General features: G+C 60.8%; 12 protein-coding genes. 11 read left to right on the top strand and 1 reads right to left on the bottom strand.

Annotated elements, in window-relative coordinates; genetic code table 11:
- The first annotated feature begins 141 nt into the window (after positions 1-141).
- Positions 142-699 carry a GNAT family N-acetyltransferase gene (locus FKV23_RS06095; protein ID WP_141623056.1) on the top strand — a complete coding sequence of 186 codons (558 nt, stop codon included), beginning with the start codon at positions 142-144 and terminating at the stop codon, positions 697-699.
- Between the two features lie 235 nt (positions 700-934).
- Entirely contained in the window at positions 935-4,420 is a 3,486-nt protein-coding gene (gene mfd, locus FKV23_RS06090) for a transcription-repair coupling factor (RefSeq protein WP_141623055.1), read from the top strand.
- A 6-nt stretch (positions 4,421-4,426) separates the two neighbouring features.
- Here the strand turns inward: mfd and FKV23_RS06085 are convergent, their stop codons facing one another.
- Positions 4,427-5,488 (bottom strand): integron integrase, encoded by a 1,062-nt coding sequence (locus tag FKV23_RS06085; RefSeq protein WP_141623054.1) that lies wholly within the window; start codon positions 5,486-5,488, stop codon positions 4,427-4,429.
- Positions 5,489-6,201: 713 nt separating this feature from the next.
- Between FKV23_RS06085 and FKV23_RS17780 the strand changes: the two genes are divergently transcribed.
- From FKV23_RS17780 to FKV23_RS06040, 9 genes are all read left to right on the top strand, one after another.
- The gene (locus tag FKV23_RS17780; RefSeq protein WP_407067649.1) at positions 6,202-6,708 is read left to right on the top strand and encodes a DUF2846 domain-containing protein; all 507 of its coding nucleotides are present in this window, start codon (positions 6,202-6,204) and stop codon (positions 6,706-6,708) included.
- A gap of 925 nt (positions 6,709-7,633) precedes the next feature.
- Entirely contained in the window at positions 7,634-8,086 is a 453-nt protein-coding gene (locus FKV23_RS06075; RefSeq protein ID WP_141623052.1) for a DUF6714 family protein, read from the top strand.
- Positions 8,087-9,372: 1,286 nt separating this feature from the next.
- Positions 9,373-9,681, top strand: coding sequence for a hypothetical protein (locus FKV23_RS06070; protein ID WP_141623051.1), 309 nt, complete (start codon positions 9,373-9,375; stop codon positions 9,679-9,681).
- 926 nt (positions 9,682-10,607) lie between these two features.
- The gene (locus FKV23_RS06065; RefSeq protein WP_141623051.1) at positions 10,608-10,916 is read left to right on the top strand and encodes a hypothetical protein; all 309 of its coding nucleotides are present in this window, start codon (positions 10,608-10,610) and stop codon (positions 10,914-10,916) included.
- 123 nt (positions 10,917-11,039) lie between these two features.
- Positions 11,040-11,474 carry a hypothetical protein gene (locus FKV23_RS06060; protein WP_141623050.1) on the top strand — a complete coding sequence of 145 codons (435 nt, stop codon included), beginning with the start codon at positions 11,040-11,042 and terminating at the stop codon, positions 11,472-11,474.
- 831 nt (positions 11,475-12,305) lie between these two features.
- Positions 12,306-12,668, top strand: coding sequence for a hypothetical protein (locus FKV23_RS06055; RefSeq protein WP_141623049.1), 363 nt, complete (start codon positions 12,306-12,308; stop codon positions 12,666-12,668).
- Positions 12,669-15,412: 2,744 nt separating this feature from the next.
- Entirely contained in the window at positions 15,413-15,691 is a 279-nt protein-coding gene (locus tag FKV23_RS17485) for a hypothetical protein (RefSeq protein WP_141623048.1), read from the top strand.
- Positions 15,692-15,748: 57 nt separating this feature from the next.
- A complete protein-coding gene (locus FKV23_RS06045) occupies positions 15,749-16,141 on the top strand; it encodes a hypothetical protein (protein ID WP_141623047.1) in 393 nt (130 codons plus the stop codon).
- A 58-nt stretch (positions 16,142-16,199) separates the two neighbouring features.
- Positions 16,200-16,664: a hypothetical protein gene (locus FKV23_RS06040; RefSeq protein WP_141623046.1), complete on the top strand. Its 465-nt coding sequence runs from the start codon at positions 16,200-16,202 to the stop codon at positions 16,662-16,664.
- Positions 16,665-16,917: the final 253 nt, after the last annotated feature.

Here is a 16,917-nt window from a genome sequence, read left to right as displayed (position 1 = left end):
TAGGCGGAGGGCCGGGGGCATGCACTCCGACCAGGCGGTGCCGGCCCACTTGCCCGTTCCTGCTGGCCACCGGTCCAACGGATAGCGGGCGTGATAGCCGCATGAAGACCACATCCCCCTCCGTTATGCGAATATCCGCGCATGGCCTCGCGTGAACGGCTCCCGCCCTGGCATGAATACCAGCGCCTGCCCAACGGGCGCGAAGTACTCATACGCCCGATCCGGCCCGACGACGCGGTTCCACTGCGCGAGGGCTTCGGCCTGCTGCAGCCAGGCGAGGTCCGGCAGCGCTTCCTCCACTCGGTCAAGGAACTGACCCCGGAAGCGGCCGAACGCTTCTCCCGCATCAACCCCAAAACCGAGTTCGCCCTGGTCGCGGCCGAACCGCTGCCGCCGGGCCAGGCGCTGGTCGGGGCGGTTGCGCGCATCGCCATCGATCCCGACGGCCATGATGCCGAGTTCGCGATCCTGGTCAGCCATTACATCGCCGGCATGGGCCTGGGCCGCTACCTGATGACACGGCTGGTCAAGTGGGCGCGTGGCAAGAAGGTCCAGCGCCTCTACGGCGATGTATTCGAGGACAACCAGCCGATGCTGCAGTTGGCGAAGTCGCTGGGCTTCGTGCGCGAACACCAGCACGACTCGCCGGGGCTGGTGCGGGTGGTGCTGGAGCTCAATCCGCCGCTGAAGGCCGCCTGAGCCGAGGCCGCTTGCTAGAATGCGCGTCCTTCCGGGAGCCTCGGAAACCCGACGTCCGGCTGTCATCCCCGTGAAAGCGGGGATCCGGCGACTTCCCCCGATTGAAAACCAAGGCATCTGATTCCAGCTTGCACGGGCAGGACGGGCCATTGGGGGATTACGGGTCCATGAGACCTCCCTTGTCGCGCTGGGCACTGCCGTGTCCGGCGCTGTTGCTGTTTTGTGTCCGGTGCCGATGAACGATCCCGCTTCTGCCTTCCCCACCCCGCCATTGCCCCGAACCGGCCAGCAACGCGCCTGGTGGCGCGCACCTGCATCGCCATCCGCGCTGGCCTGGCACATCGCCGCGGCGGCGCGCGCGCATGGCGGTCCGCTGCTGGCGATCACGCGCGACAACCACGGCGCGCACCAGCTCGAATCCGACCTGCACACCCTGATCGGGGACGACGGCACCCTGCCGGTGCTGCCGTTCCCGGACTGGGAAACCCTGCCCTACGACGTCTTCAGCCCACACCCGGACATCGTCAGCCAGCGGCTGGCCGCATTGCACCGACTGCCAACGCTGGAGCGCGGGATCGTGGTGGTACCCGTGCAGACGCTGATGCAGCGGCTGGCACCGAAGCGGCACGTGATCGGTGGCAGTTTCGATCTCGCGGTCGGCCAGCGCCTCGACCTCGATGCCGAAAAGCGCCGGCTCGAATCGGCCGGCTACCGGCATGTGCCGCAGGTGCTCGACCCGGGCGATTTCGCGGTACGCGGCGGCCTGCTCGACGTGTTCCCGATGGGCGCGACGCAGCCGTTCCGGGTCGAGCTGCTCGACGACGAGATCGACACCATCCGCGGCTTCGACCCCGAGACCCAGCGTTCGCTGGAAAGAATCGACGCAGTGCGCATGTTGCCCGGCCGCGAGATGCCGCTGGACGAGGCCGCGCGGGGACGCGCGCTCGACACCCTGCGCGAGCGCTTCGACCTCGACGCCCGCAACAGCGCGCTATACCAGGATCTGAAGGCCGGCGTGGCTCCCGGCGGCGTGGAGTACTACCTGCCTCTGTTCTTCGGTGGGGATGCTTCCGGAACGACGGCGACCCTGTTCGACTATCTCGGGGACAACGTCCTGCCGATGGTCGGCGACGGTGTGAACGAAGCCGCCGAAGCGTTCTGGAAACAGACCGGCGAACGCTTCGAGCAGCGCCGTCACGACATCGAACGCCCGGTACTGCCGCCGGCCGAGTTGTACCTGTCGCCTGACATGTTGCGCGAGGCGTTGAACAGGGGCGACCGGATCGAGGTCTGCGGCGAATCGCATCCGCAACGCGAACGCGCGGCCGCTCTTGGCGACCAGCCCGCACCGTCGTTGCCTCTGGCAGCGAAGGATGCCGCACCGGCTGAAGCATTGAAATCGTTCCTGTCGAGCTATCCCGGCCGGGTGCTGATCGCTGCGGATTCACCCGGCCGTCGCGAGGCATTGCTGGAGGTGATGGATGCGGCCGCACTGAAACCCGACGTCGAATCCGACTGGGGCGCATTTGCCGCAAGCGATACCAGGTTCGCGATCGCCGTCGCCCCATTCGACGATGGCTTCGCCCTGACCCAACCGGCGATCGCCATCCTCACCGAGCGCCAGTTGTTCCCCGAGCGCGTCAGCCAGCCACGCCGGCGCCGCCGTGCCGGCCGCGAACCCGAAGCGATCATCCGCGACCTCGGCGAACTGACCGAAGGCGCGCCGATCGTCCACGAGGACCACGGCGTTGGCCGCTACCGCGGGCTGGTGGTACTGGAGGCTGGCGGTCAGCCTGGCGAATACCTCGAGATCGAGTACGCCAAGGGCGACCGCCTGTACGTGCCGGTCGCGCAATTGCACTTGATCAACCGCTACTCCGGCGCTGCGATCGAAACCGCGCCGCTGCATTCGCTCGGCGGCGAGCAGTGGTCGAAGGCCAAGCGCAAGGCCGCCGAGAAAGTCCGCGACGTCGCCGCCGAACTGCTGGAGATCCAGGCCAAGCGGCAGGCCCGGGCCGGGCTCGCGATCGAGGTCGACCGCGCGATGTACGAGCCGTTCGCCGCGGCCTTCCCGTTCGAGGAAACGCCCGACCAGCACTCCTCGATCGAAGCGGTGATCCGCGATCTCGGCTCCAGCCAGCCGATGGACCGGGTCGTCTGCGGCGACGTCGGCTTCGGCAAGACCGAGGTCGCCGTGCGCGCGGCCTTCGTCGCCGCCGCAAACGGCAAACAGGTTGCGCTGCTGGTGCCGACCACCCTGCTGGCCGAGCAACACTACCGCAACTTCCAGGACCGCTTCGCCGACTGGCCACTGCGGGTGGAGGTGCTGTCGCGCTTCAAATCGACCAAGGAGATCAAGGCCGAACTCGACAAGCTCGCCGAAGGCAAGATCGACGTGATTGTCGGCACCCATCGCCTGCTGCAGAAGGATGTGCGCTTCAAGGACCTGGGCCTGGTCATCGTCGACGAGGAACAACGCTTCGGCGTGCGCCAGAAGGAGGCGCTGAAGGCACTGCGCGCGAACGTGCATCTGCTGACCCTCACCGCCACGCCGATCCCGCGCACGCTCAACATGGCGATGGCCGGGCTGCGCGATCTGTCGATCATCGCCACCCCGCCCGCGCACCGGCTCGCCGTGCAGACCTTCGTCGTGCCCTGGGACGATGCCCAGCTGCGCGAGGCGTTCCAGCGCGAACTGTCGCGCGGCGGTCAGGTCTACTTCCTGCACAACGACGTCGAAAGCATCGGTCGCATGCAGCGCGAACTGCAGGAACTGGTGCCGGATGCGCGTATCGGCATCGCCCACGGCCAGATGCCCGAGCGCGAACTGGAAAAGGTAATGCTCGACTTCCATAAGCAGCGTTTCAACGTGCTGTTGTGCTCGACCATTATCGAGTCCGGCATCGACATCCCCAACGCCAATACCATCATCATCAACCGCGCCGACAAGTTCGGCCTGGCCCAGCTGCACCAGCTGCGCGGCCGTGTCGGTCGCAGCCACCATCGCGCCTACGCCTACCTGGTCATTCCCGACAAGCGCTCGATCACCCCGGACGCGCAGAAGCGGCTGGACGCGATCGCATCGATGGACGAGCTCGGCGCCGGCTTCACCCTCGCCACCCACGACCTAGAGATCCGCGGCGCCGGCGAGCTGCTCGGCGAAGGCCAGAGCGGGCAGATGGCCGAGGTCGGCTTCAGCCTCTACACCGAGCTGCTGGAGCGCGCCGTACGCTCGATCAAACAAGGCAAGCTGCCAGATGCGGACGAAGCCGAAGCGCGCGGTGCCGAGATCGAGCTGCACATCCCCGCGCTGATCCCCGAGGACTACCTGCCCGACGTGCACACCCGCCTGACCCTCTACAAGCGCATCAGCAGTGCCCGCGACAAGGAGGCGCTGCGCGAGATGCAGGTGGAGATGATCGACCGCTTCGGCCTGCTCCCGGAGACCGCGAAGCAGATGTTCGCCGTCGCCGAACTGAAGCTGGACGCGACCGCGCTGGGTATCCGCAAGCTCGACCTCGGCGCGAATGGCGGCCGCGTGCAGTTCGTCGAAAAACCCAACGTCGATCCGATGGCAATCATCAAGCTGATCCAGGGTCAGCCAAAGTCGTACCGGATGGATGGGCCGGACAAGCTGCGGATGACGCTCGACCTGCCGGACGCCGCGACGCGACTGGCCGCGGCGAAGGGACTGTTGCTGATGCTCGGCAAGGGCGGCTGAGCGGACTCAAGCCGCGGCGCACGCCGGACTGAGGACCGTGGGCGCTTCCCTTGCCGGCATCTCGGCCAGACATCCCTCGATCGTATAGCGTGCGCGACGCTCGGCCACGCCCGGCCGGTCAAGCGGACTGAGTACGCCACCCGCGCCACGTCCGAGCACATGGGTGTAGATCTGCGTCGTTGTCACGTCCTTGTGACCCATCAGTTCCTGCACGGTGCGGATGTCCTGCCCGGCCTCGATCAGGTGGGTCGCGAACGAGTGGCGCAGCGTGTGGCAGCTGGCCGGCTTGTCGATGCCGGCCTTCGCCTTCGCCGCCTTGACCGCCCGTTGCAGCACCGCCTCGTCGACATGGTGTCGGCGACGGATGTTCGTACGAGGGTCCCGCGAAAGCCGCGGTGAGGGAAACAGGTACTGCCAGCCGAGCTCGAAGCCCGCATTCGGATACTTCTTCGCCAGTGCGTGCGGCAGATACACGCCAGCCACCCCTTCGAGCCGATCCTGCCCATGCAGGACCTTCACCCGGTCACGCTGGCGCTGCAGGTCGACCTTCAACCGTTGCGGCAGCGGTACCCGCCGGTCCTTGCCGCCCTTGCCGTTGCGAACGCAGATCTCGTTGCGTTCGAAATCCAAGTCCTTGACCCGCAGCCGGTGGCACTCCATCAAGCGCATCCCGGTGCCGTACATCAAGGCCGCCATCAGCCAGGCCTGTCCATCGAGCCGCGAAAGCAACCTCGCCACCTCATCGCGCGAGAGCACCACCGGCAACCGCGACGGCCGCTTCGCTCGCACCACCGTCTCCATCCACTCCAGCTCGGCATCCAGCACCTGCCGATACAGGAACAACAGCGCCGACAACGCCTGGTTCTGCGTACTGGCCGCCACCTGACCCTGCGTCGCCAGGTTCGACAGGAAGGCCTCCACCTCACTACGCCCCATGTCTCGCGGGTGTCGCTTGCCGTTGGCCAGGATGAAACGCTTGATCCAGTCGACATAGGCTCGCTCCGTTCGGATGCTGTAGTGCATCACACGGCAGCGCGCACGGACCATGTCTAGCAGCTTCGATGGCATACCGGGCCCCACGTTCTGGAAGAACCGCTTACGGCGGCCTTTGCCCGCCCCCCTATCCTGACCTGCCGGGCTTTCCGCACCAGATACCACCCCATCGCCTTCCATAGCACCCCCAATTCGTCAGATATCCGGGGAGGATGGTCTAGTCTAGATCCCCGCACCATCGGAAAAGTCCTTGATTCTTGGTAGGAATACTCCGATTGACGCTGCGACTCGGCTTGGCCAAGATTCGATACCACCCCGCTTTCGGGGTCTACTAGGTGTTAGGCGCTGTAAAAGCAGTTTGCGTTGCTGGCTTCGCTGCCCCGCTCCGCCGTCCGCGCTGCGCACGGCTCCGCTGCTAGCGTTTCCAGGTCACTAGACACAACCATCGTGCTTCCACCGCCGCCCGCTTCGCGCGCGGCTGGGTTCGCCGCGTCGGACACAGCTTCGGACACGCTGCCAGGCGCGCTCACACGGGGTCGCGGGCAGTCTGTCGGCTTCGGATGTAGGCCAAGCTCGCGGCCGGGCTGTCGGTAAAGCCCCCGCTTCGGGCAGCATCCAGCGGATACGTCGTCGGGCGCGCACGGTTGCCCTGGCTTCGGACACGTTCAAAGCGGCAGTTGCCAGCCCCGGGGCATTCTGGGGTAACCTCAGCGCCTAACAATTCATTCAAGCCGAAGTTGCTTCGCAACTCGGCTTAATTCAGGTGTTAGCCCTGCTTGGACACATCAATGGAGGCGGACATGATCAGCAGGATGGTTCTCATCGCAAGCTTACTGACCGTTCTTGTCGGCTGTTCCACCATTCCAACCGAAAACCCTGCGTTCGTAGGCGTCGAACCCACGCGAAATGATTCTGCCCTTGTCTACCTCTACCGGCCAAAGAACTTCACTGGTGGCGGTGTCAGAATTCACGCAAATCTAAATAATCGGCAACTAGCAACACTGCCAAACTGCTCCTTCACTTACGCATACCTGCCGCCCGGCGAGTACACAGTCTCAACCACCTCGTCACCATCGTTCTCTCAGACGCCAGAGCCTATCTCATTCAAGGCGCAGTCTGGCCAAAAGCAGTTCTATCTGTTGGACATCGACGGCTCATTCAGCATCATTCCAGTCGGACCAATTACGGTTGGCACATCTTCTACAAGCATGACATGGCGCAACACCAACGAGTCAGACGCGGTACGCCTAATGACAGGCTGCTACCTTGTACAAGCATCGGATCCGCAAGGCTAACAATTCATTCAAGCCGACGCCGCTTCGCGGCGCGGCTTAATTCAGGCGTTAGGCGTGGGCATGCAGCTTTCAAAATTGCGCTCCCACTGCCGAGCCGCTCTGCCCGGTCAGGCATTCCCTCGCGTCAAAAGCCGCCGTCGGTTGTTCCTTGCTGCGCCGCCACGGCCATTGCGCCGCCCGGCCTCCGGGACAGTGGGTCAAGGCCAGACGGGCGGCGCAGGGATCGGTCAAACTTGAGGTTGGGGCGGCGCTCCTGGCTTCGGTCAATCGGGTCCGGGCCACCGACTGTTGTCGGCCTTCGTTGGGTTTGATCGGCGGGCTCACTGTTACGCACACGGGTACAACCTCACTTCGCCGCCTTTCACCGTGCGCCTAACAGGTCGTTCAAGCCGAACCCGCTTCGGATCAGCTTGCACCCGGGTGGTTCCGCGTTAACATCGGCTTCGGAACCGGCCCATAGCGGGTCGGCTTAACTCTGGTGTTAGGCCCCACATGGAGTTAACTTGTGGCCACAGCAATTATTGTCGTGTGCGCTCTGATCTTTGCGCTTTTCTATCCGTTAGTCGTGCCGTGGCGCAAGCCCAGCCTCTATGTTTGGCTAATTGTCTGGTTTGGCTCCTGGCTCTCATTCTTCTATCTCTCCCAACTTGAGTCGGCCGACTACAGCAAGGGACAAGATTCCACATTCGTGGGAATGTTTATTGCGTTTCTTACAATCGGCAGTCTTATTCGAGCCATTAGTCGTGGCATTGCGCTGCGGGTTCGTAGGCGCAAAGAGCAGCAACTCAGGTCTCTAGCCGGTGGGACCTAACAATTCGTTCAAGCCGAACCCGCTTCGTGGCTTCGGCCAACCTGTCGTCTCTGCCAGCGCGTCGTGCTCCCACCGTTCGCGCTGCGGGTCGGCTTAACTCAGGCGTTAGGTGCCATGGAAAGCATCGTCGCGAATTTGAACAAAAGTTTTGGCGACCTTCCTGCCAGTCCACCCATGTCGCTCCGAGGTGGAAATTCCCTTGATGACTATCAGGCGGCTCCAGCCTTTGACCCGGAGCTGGACAGGATCACACCTGAGTATCTAGAGACCTACTTCTGGGGCATCTCGTACTTAGACACTCAGTCCTGGCGTTTCTACCTGCCTCATTTGCTGGGCTACGCCCTAAAAAATACCGCCAACCCCCATTCCAATGCTACGGATTCCTTTCTGTCTTCGCTCCGACCACCTGACCGCGATCCACCTCGCTTCGGATCTCTCACTGTCGCTGAGGAGCAAGTGGTTGTGGCAGTCCTCGACAAGCTCGCTTTCTCAGATCAGTCCGTATGGCAAGAATCAGCTCAAGTTGCACTCGAGGAATACTGGGCGCCAGGAGCCACCTACCGGTGAGCTGGCTGGCACCTAACAATTCGTTCAAGCCGAAGTTGCTTCGCAACTCGGCTTAACTCTGGCGTTAGGCGTGGGCATGCCGCTTTCATAATTGCGCTCCCACTAACGAGCCGCCCTGCCCCGGTCAGGCATTCCCTCCCATCAAAAGCCTCCTTTGGTTGTTCCTTGCTGCGCCGCCACGGCCATTGTGCCGCTCGGCCTCCGGGACAGTTGGCCAAGCCCAGACGGGCGGCACAGGGATCGGTCAAACCTCGGGTTTGGGGGCGGCGCTCCTGGCTTCGGTCAATCGGGTCCGGGCCACCAACTGTTGTCGGCCTTCGTTGGGTTTGATCGGCGGGCTCACTGCTTCGTGCACGGGTACGATTCCACTTCGCCGCCTTTCACCGTGCGCCTAACAGGTCGTTCAAGCCGAACCCGCTTCGGATTAGCTTGCACCCGGATGGTTCCTCGTTAACATCGGCTTCGGAACCGGCCCGGGGCGGGTCGGCTTAACTCTGGCGTTAGGCCGCCGGGGAACCATGCGCAATCTGAAACAAGTACTTCTTATCGCGTTCTCTTCTGGCTGGGTCGCACCTATATGGTTGGCCATATGGCTATTCGCCGACTTCTGGCAAGTTGAGGGCTGGCCGCGCCTGCTCGAGCAACAGCCTGGGAACTCCTTTGAGTGGTTTGGCTATATCAAGAACTGCCTCAATCTCGGCTTTGCTAGGCTGGCCGCTGTAATTGCATACTGGTCATGGGTTGGCTCATCAGCGCTCAAGCGCGGACGGTCGGCCTAACAATTCATTCAAGCCGACGCCGCTTCGCGGCGCGGCTTAATTCAGGTGTTAGGCCCCACATGGAGGTATTTTTTGTGGCCACAATTATCCTGATCGCATGCGCTCTTGCCCTTGCGCTCTTTTATCCACTGCTCTCTCCATGGTGTAAGCCGAGCCTCTATGTCTGGCTGATTGTCTGGTTTGGGTCTTGGCTCTCGTTCTTCTATCTTTCGCAACACGAGTCCATTCACTACGACAAGGGGCAAAATTCCACACTCATTGGACTGTTTATTTCCTTACTTACGGTCGGCAGTCTTGTTCGAGTCATTCATCGTGGCATTGTGCTCTGGGTTCGTAGGCACAAAGAGCAGCAACTCAGGTCTTTAGCCGGTGGGGCCTAACAGTTCGTTCAAGCCGAACCCGCTTCGGGTTAGCTTGCACCCGGGTGGTTCCGCGTTAACATCGGCTTCGGAACCGGCCCATAGCGGGTCGGCTTAACTCAGGCGTTAGGCCTCAGAGGCAACTTTCATGGGACTGGCGATTGTTATTGCGGTAGTGGCCATAATCCTGATCGTAAATGTTGCAGCTCTTTGTGCTGGCCACGAGCGTCATGGGATTTCCCATAATGTAGCGACGATTTGTGGCGGTGCCGGCTTCTTCTGCTTACTTGGTCTCGTGGTCGCATACTTTGATGCGTTTATGCAAGTTTGGGTCAAACGTCCTGGATACGAGGGGCAACTCGTTTTCTTTTTCCTTTATGCAACCGGCGTGACAACGACTGGGTCGCTGATCTCAACAGTAGTAGTTGCCATCCGAGACTACCGGTCAGAGGCCTAACAATTCGTTCAAGCCGAACCCGCTTCGGATTAGCTTGCACCCGGGTGGTTCCGCGTTAACATCGGCTTCGGAACCGGCCCGGGGCGGGTCGGCTTAACTCTGGCGTTAGGCGGCGCAAGATGCATCCCACCCACTGCCCACATTGCGGTAACCACTGCATGGACTTCTGGTCCAAGGTTTCACTCGGCCCAGCTCGTAAGAGAAGGTGCCAATCCTGCGGAAGCATGGTGAGTGTTCCATGGTTGCAAAGCTCTCTTCATCTGCTGACGGTGGGGTTCATCCCGTTCTTCATCTGCCTGCTAGCCATTACTCTCCTTGACTTATCAAACTGGCTTTCTTGGGCGCTTCCTGTAGGCGGCATATTCGCTGGCGTTGCAGCTGAGCTGTGGTTGTACTATCGCTTTGTCCCGTTGGTGGCGCGTACCGCCTAACAGTTCATTCAAGCCGAAGTTGCTTCGCAACTCGGCTTAATTCAGGTGTTAGGCCCCACATGAAGCATGTCGCGCAGTTAGCCATTGCCATCTTTGCTGTAGCTCTGGCCGCCTGGGCTGCTCTCGTATTCCTAGAGGGAGACGCTTGCGCCGACGCTGGCGGGAGCTTCCACAGCGCGACAATGCAATGCCTGGTTGCTCCCGGCCAAAGCCATACCCCTTTGGTTTCGCGTTCGCATTGGCCTTTTTGGGCCTTCTATATCGCAGTAACAACCTTTACAGCAGTCGTAATCTACGCGCTAGCATCTGGTCTGGCATCAGGTCTTCGCTCACTGTGGGTGGATATCATTCGTGGGCGTGGGGCCTAACAGTTCGTTCAAGCCGAACCCGCTTCGGATCAGCTTGCACCCGAGTTGTTTCGCGTTAACATCGGCTTCGGAACCGACCCAAGGCGGGTCGGCTTAACTCAGGCGTTAGGCCTCAGAGGCAACTTTCATGGGACTGGCGATTGTTATTGCGGTAGTGGCCATAATCCTGATCGTAAATGTTGCAGCTCTTTGTGCTGGCCACGAGCGTCATGGGATTTCCCATAATGTAGCGACGATTTGTGGCGGTGCCGGCTTCTTCTGCTTACTTGGTCTCGTGGTCGCATACTTTGATGCGTTTATGCAAGTTTGGGTCAAACGTCCTGGATACGAGGGGCAACTCGTTTTCTTTTTCCTTTATGCAACCGGCGTGACAACGACTGGGTCGCTGATCTCAACAGTAGTAGTTGCCATCCGAGACTACCGGTCAGAGGCCTAACAATTCGTTCAAGCCGAACCCGCTTCGGATTAGCTTGCACCCGGGTGGTTCCGCGTTAACATCGGCTTCGGAACCGGCCCGGGGCGGGTCGGCTTAACTCTGGTGTTAGGTCTCACAACGAGCATGCCGAGCATTCCAGTCCAATTAGCAACACTCCTTGCTGCACTGCTCGGCGGCTTTCTACTTCTGTACGTTCATCGCAAGAACGCTCGTCGCACTGCCGCAGCCAAGTTCCGCTCCTCGCTGCTGGGCGCCGTGACCGGACTTTATCCAGTTCCTTCCAACTGGCCCAGCAACATTGACTCGCATCTGCGGCAGGTCTTCCCAATTCTTCAACAGGCGGTTGCGGAGTTTCGGCCCTATGTCCCCTGGCATTCTCGGCATTCCTACGACCGTGCATGGTTCATCTACCGCTTGGGGCCCGATGGTAGGGAGATCGATAAGCAGCTGTACCATCAGTACATGGGTTTCACCTCGCCAGGTGAGCCGGTCATTGACCCCAAGGAGACCTTTCGGGCCAATGTGGCTGGCTTGCTCGCATTCGCGGGTGAGACCTAACAATTCATTCAAGCCGACGCCGCTTCGCGGCGCGGCTTAATTCAGGCGTTAGGCGGCATTGGATGAGCGTCAACACGTGCCCACATTGCAAAAACTACCAGTTTGGGTTCTGGGCCAAGATTTCGCTCAGTCCGAGACGAAAGCGCCAATGTCAGAGTTGCGGTGGGCTTGTCTCAGTCTCAAAGTACCGCAGCGCGCTTCATCTGCTGACGCTCGGCGTCATACCGCTCTTCTTTTGCCTCTTGGCCATTTCCATCACCAATAGTTCTTCCGCAACGTGGTGGTTGTTCCCTACCGTTGGCATAGTCGCCGGCGTCTCGTTTGAGCTCTGGTTGTACTATCGTTCTGTCCCGTTGGTGGCGCATGCCGCCTAACAATTCATTCAAGCCGATGCCGCTTCGCGGCACGGCTTAATTCTGGCGTTATGCGTGGGTTGGCGATTTCAAAGTAGCGCTACCGGCGCCGCACTACCCCACCATTCCAACCGTCACTGGCGCTTCGCAAAGCCCGCTTTTGCCGCATCCGCGTTGCACCGCCGGCGGTCTTCGCGCCGCTGCAATACAGAGCTGTTCGGCTACCGGGTCGGCGGCGCGGTTCACTGCCACGGTCAGTTCACCGATTCACGGATCGGCGGCGCCCAGGCTTCGGTCGGTCAAGCGCTGGCCTCGATTTCCTACCGGCCTTCGGGACAGTGGTGGTAGGCTCCCGGTCATGGTCGCGTCGGGGACAATGGCGGCTTCGCTCAGTGTCCGTGGCGCATAACAAATCGTTCAAGCCGAAGCCGCTTCGCGGCTCGGCTTAACTCAATCGTTAGGCGCCAAGGAGAGTTCCATGCCAGACCATCGTCAGATCTACCTCGATGACGTCATTCTCCGCGTCAACATGCTGTTGGATGATGGTCTCACCGCCTCATTCGACGAAGTACATGGTGCAATACAAGCCGGTCGCATCATCGAGTGGCTTGATGAGAAAGGTGCTGACATGTCCATCTTGCTGGCTGACAGCATGTCGGACGAAAAGGCGCTAGTCGTCGAAGCACTTAAACTTGCTTCGACCGTGCGCAAGGGTCAGGAGCGGCGGAAGCTTGGCGTAGAGCACAACGGACTTTGTCTGGTCATCGCTCTGGCATTGGAGGCTAAGGCGATCAGTCCGCCCGTCACTAGCCCGTACTTGCCAGATGCAGGTGTCCAGTGATGCGGGCATTGGCGCCTAACAATTCGTTCAAGCCGAAGCCGCTTCGCGGCTCGGCTTAACTCTGGCGTTAGGCGCCAATTCGGCCAGGTCGTTGTTCGGTCAGCACCGCAGTGGCTACGCCATCCGCTGTGCGCATGGCTCCGTCCCGATTGGTGTCGGCAAGCAGGCCACAACCATCGGCCCAGTCCGCCACCCGCTACGCGCGTGGCTGGGTGCTCGCGCAGCTTCAACAAACATCGGCTGCGTTGACCTTCCAATGCCGGCACGGCCTGGTCGTCCCGCCCTCGGCCATGATCGGCACCCCAACTCCCCTGCCCGCCATGTTCCTCGGGCACCTCTCGGAACATTCGTGCACCCAGACGGTGTTCCCGTGAATGCGGCCTTATGGGCTGGGTCTTTGTGCACTTTCAGCCAAAGGCACGCTATTCTCGGCGCATCTGGCTCAAGGCCATGCGGTCTGGGTCAGCGGCAAGGCGTCAAACAGTTCGGTTGGCGCCTAACAATTCGTTCAAGCCGAACTACCTTCGCTACACCAATCACATGGCAGGTAAAGCATGCCATGTGATTGGCTCCGCTACGGTAGTCGGCTTAACTCTGGCGTTAGGCGTGGGCATGCAGCTTTCAAAATTGCGCTCCCACTGCCGAGCCGCCCTGCCCGGTCAGGCATTCCCTCGCGTCAAAAGCCGCCTTCGGTTGTTCCTTGCTGCGCCGCCACGGCCATTGTGCCGCTCGGCCTCCGGGACAGTTGGCCAAGCCCAGACGGGCGGCACAGGGATCGGTCAAGCTCGGGTTTGGGGGCGGCGCTCCTGGCTTCGGTCAATCGGGTCCGGGCCACCAACTGTTGTCGGCCTTCGTCGGGTTTGATCGGCGGGCTCACTGCTTCGTGTACGGGTACGGTTCCACTTCGCCGCCTTTCACCGTGCGCCTAACAGGTCGTTCAAGCCGAACCCGCTTCGGATCAGCTTGCACCCGGGTGGTTCCGCGTTAACATCGGCTTCGGAACCGGCCCGGGGCGGGTCGGCTTAACTCTGGCGTTAGGCCGCACAACACATGACAGAGCTACGTGTAGTAATCCTTGTCGGTTTCATCGGGCTCTTTGCCATCGTTAGCGCGTTCGCCATTTACTCGCTAGCTTTCCCGCCTTTCACGGACGCTGAAATCCAGCAATCCTTCGTGGACACTTGGGGCGTAAATGCCATCATCACTATAGTTGGCCTAGCCGTTGTCTTGCCAATTGGCGCTTTGTCGGCGCTACTTAGTTGGCGCGGGACAAGCTTGACAAAGCGTTTATCCGTCGCGTCTGTTACGCTCTCCATTACTGCTGCAGGCGTTCTTGTTCTCGCCCACGCAACGCTCACTGAGCGGACAACCAAGCTCACTGGGCAAGAGTTTGGCGGTATCCTCGGCCTCGGTTTGGGGCCCATCTGAGGTGCGGCCTAACAATTCGTTCAAGCCGAAGTTGCTTCGCAACTCGGCTTAACTCTGGCGTTAGGCGCCTATGCAGGTCAATCGTATGCCAAGTCCACAATACTTGATTGCCCATGCCTGCTTTGACTGCCGCAAGAGCTTCAAGGTCGCACCCCGCCCAGACTCAGTTGCCGTCTGCCCAAGCTGCGGCGGGACAATCTATGAGATGGGTCGCTCGTTCAAAGCGCCTCCCGCCAAAGATCTTGAGCAATGGACAAAGGTCCAGGCCCTCTTCGCAGCTGGCTTCCGGTTCTTTAGCTATCGCAGCACTTCCGGACCGTCACTGCCTGATAGGCTAGCGGACGTTGAGGCGTTCATCCGAGACAACCCGGCGCACCCACTCCGAGTGGCGCCGCCTAACAATTCATTCAAGCCGAACCCGCTTCGCGGGTCGGCTTAATTCAGGCGTTAGGCGTGGGCATGCCGCTTTCAAAATTGCGCTCCCACTGCCGAGCCGCCCTGCCCGGTCAGGCATTCCCTCGCGTCAAAAGCCGCCTTCGGTTGTTCCTTGCTGCACCGCCGCGGCCATTGTGCCGCTCGGCCTCCGGGGCAGTTGGCCAAGCCCAGACGGGCGGCACAGGGATCGGTCAAACTCGGGTTTGGGGGCGGCGCTCCTGGCTTCGGTCAATCGAGTCCATGCCACCGACTGCTGTCGGCCTTCTTTGGGTTTGATCGGCGGGCTCACTGCTGCGCGTACGGGTACGATTCCACTTCGCCGCCTTTCACCGTGCGCCTAACAGGTCGTTCAAGCCGAACCCGCTTCGGATCAGCTTGCACCCGGATGGTTCCGCGTTAACATCGGCTTCGGAACCGGCCCGTAGCGGGTCGGCTTAACTCTGGTGTTAGGCGCTGTAAAAGCAGTTTGCGTTGCTGGCTTCGCTGCCCCGCTCCGCCGTCCGCGCTGCGCACGGCTCCGCTGCTAGCGTTTCCAGGTCACTAGCCACAACCATCGTGCTTTCACCGCCGCCCGCTTCGCGCGCGGCTGGGTTCGTCGCGTCGGACACAGCTTCGGACACGCTGCCAGGCGCGCTCACACGGGGTCGCGGGCAGTCTGTCGGCTTCGGACGTAGGCCAAGCTCACGGCCGGGCTGTCGGTAAAGCCCACTTCGGGCGGCGCACAGCGGACAGGTCATCGGGCGCGAACTGTTGCCCAGGTTTCGGGCGCCTTCAAAGCGGCAGTTGCCAGCCCCGGGGCATTCTGGGGTAACCTCAGCGCCTAACAATTCATTCAAGCCGAAGTTGCTTCGCAACTCGGCTTAATTCAGGCGTTAGGCCCCATGACAGACCACATGACAACCGACAGCGTAGGTCAGCCCGTTCGCATAGGCACGCTTGTCCGCGTCACTGATATCCATGAGTCCATCGTTGCCCCCCTATCCCAACCGGAAAGGGATCGAGTTTTGTCCATGCTCGGCGAGACCTTCAAGGTCTACGAGGTGGATGAGTGGGGACAAGCTTGGGTAGAGAAATGGTGGCATGGGGGTGAGGATCTTGCTGACTCACACTCGTTGGGCTTAGAGCCTCAGCAGATGCTCGTAGTGCAAAATGGGGCCTAACAGTTCATTCAAGCCGATGCCGCTTCGCGGCACGGCTTAATTCAGGCGTTAGGGCCCATGACCAAACACCTCGTGCACTTAGGGTTGCTTACCAGCCTGCTATTCCCAGCCATGGCTTTAGCCACCCCAATCGGTCCCATTACCAAAATCGTCGTAACAGAGACAGGTGTCGGACCCAAGAACGAGGGCTGCGCTTCGTTCGCCGTAACACCGAATCAGATCCGAGCCTTCTTTGACAAGGCGGTGCTGATCTCCGGGCGGCAACAGCACGACTTCTTCCTGCATGGCCCATGCGCCGCCCGAGGCACCTTGGAGACCCGCTACGACACTTGGCATTGGGAGATTCGTAACATGGGCACCGGCAGCATCACTGCCACCAACGGAGACACATTTCTCCTCGCGGACCCAAGCCAAGAGTCGTCTCTTGCAGGCGACTCGCCTGGGCCCTAACAATTCATTCAAGCCGAAGCCGCTTCGCGGCTCGGCTTAATTCAGGTGTTAGGCGCGCATGAGACATTTGCTAGCAACTGCGGTACTTATCATCGGCTTTTCCGGCTCAGGCTCGGCCTTGGCCGGAGACTCACATCCGTGCAAATCTGAGACTGAGGGGCGCGTGGCAAAAACCGGTATCAACTATCTCTTTCCGCCAGACCAGATCAACAATCTCCCGTCATGGCGCTTTGTGCTTCATTTTCAGGCGCCAACCCTATTTCGGGAGCGCCGGACAAAGAAGGTATCAGAGCAGATAAAGGCTGCCACCTTCAAAGCTGTCACCTTCCCAATTGGACTGGACGCCTTGCCCTATGACGCAAAGCAAAAGGTTGTCTCGGTGCCAATTGAGGTTCCTGAGTCTCGCCGCCGCCAACCCAACAGCCTGGCGGACTATGAGTCAGACGTCTGGAAGATCTACGGCAACATGATTGAGTGTGGCTTCGGAGACCTCTACTACGAGGCCATTGATTGGCGTGAGTAGCTGCGCGCCTAACAATTCATTCAAGCCGAACCCGCTTCGCGGGTCGGCTTAATTCAGGCGTTAGGCCGCTAAGAGCACTACCAAGTTATGGCGATCGTTGAGATTACAAGCTGGCATCTCGGGTTCCGGAAAGTATCTTGCACAGAGCTGTTGCATTCCGTAGCGGGTATCGGGCTGGCTGAGGCAAAAGGCATAACGGACGCACTTCTCAATGGAGAGACCCAGAGGATCAAGGTTTCGCCTCCTGTCGCTG

This window comes from Lysobacter alkalisoli, from assembly GCF_006547045.1.
GTDB lineage: Bacteria > Pseudomonadota > Gammaproteobacteria > Xanthomonadales > Xanthomonadaceae > Marilutibacter > Marilutibacter alkalisoli.
Note: the sequence above shows the minus strand (reverse complement) of the source record. Positions and strands in the feature narration are given on the sequence as shown.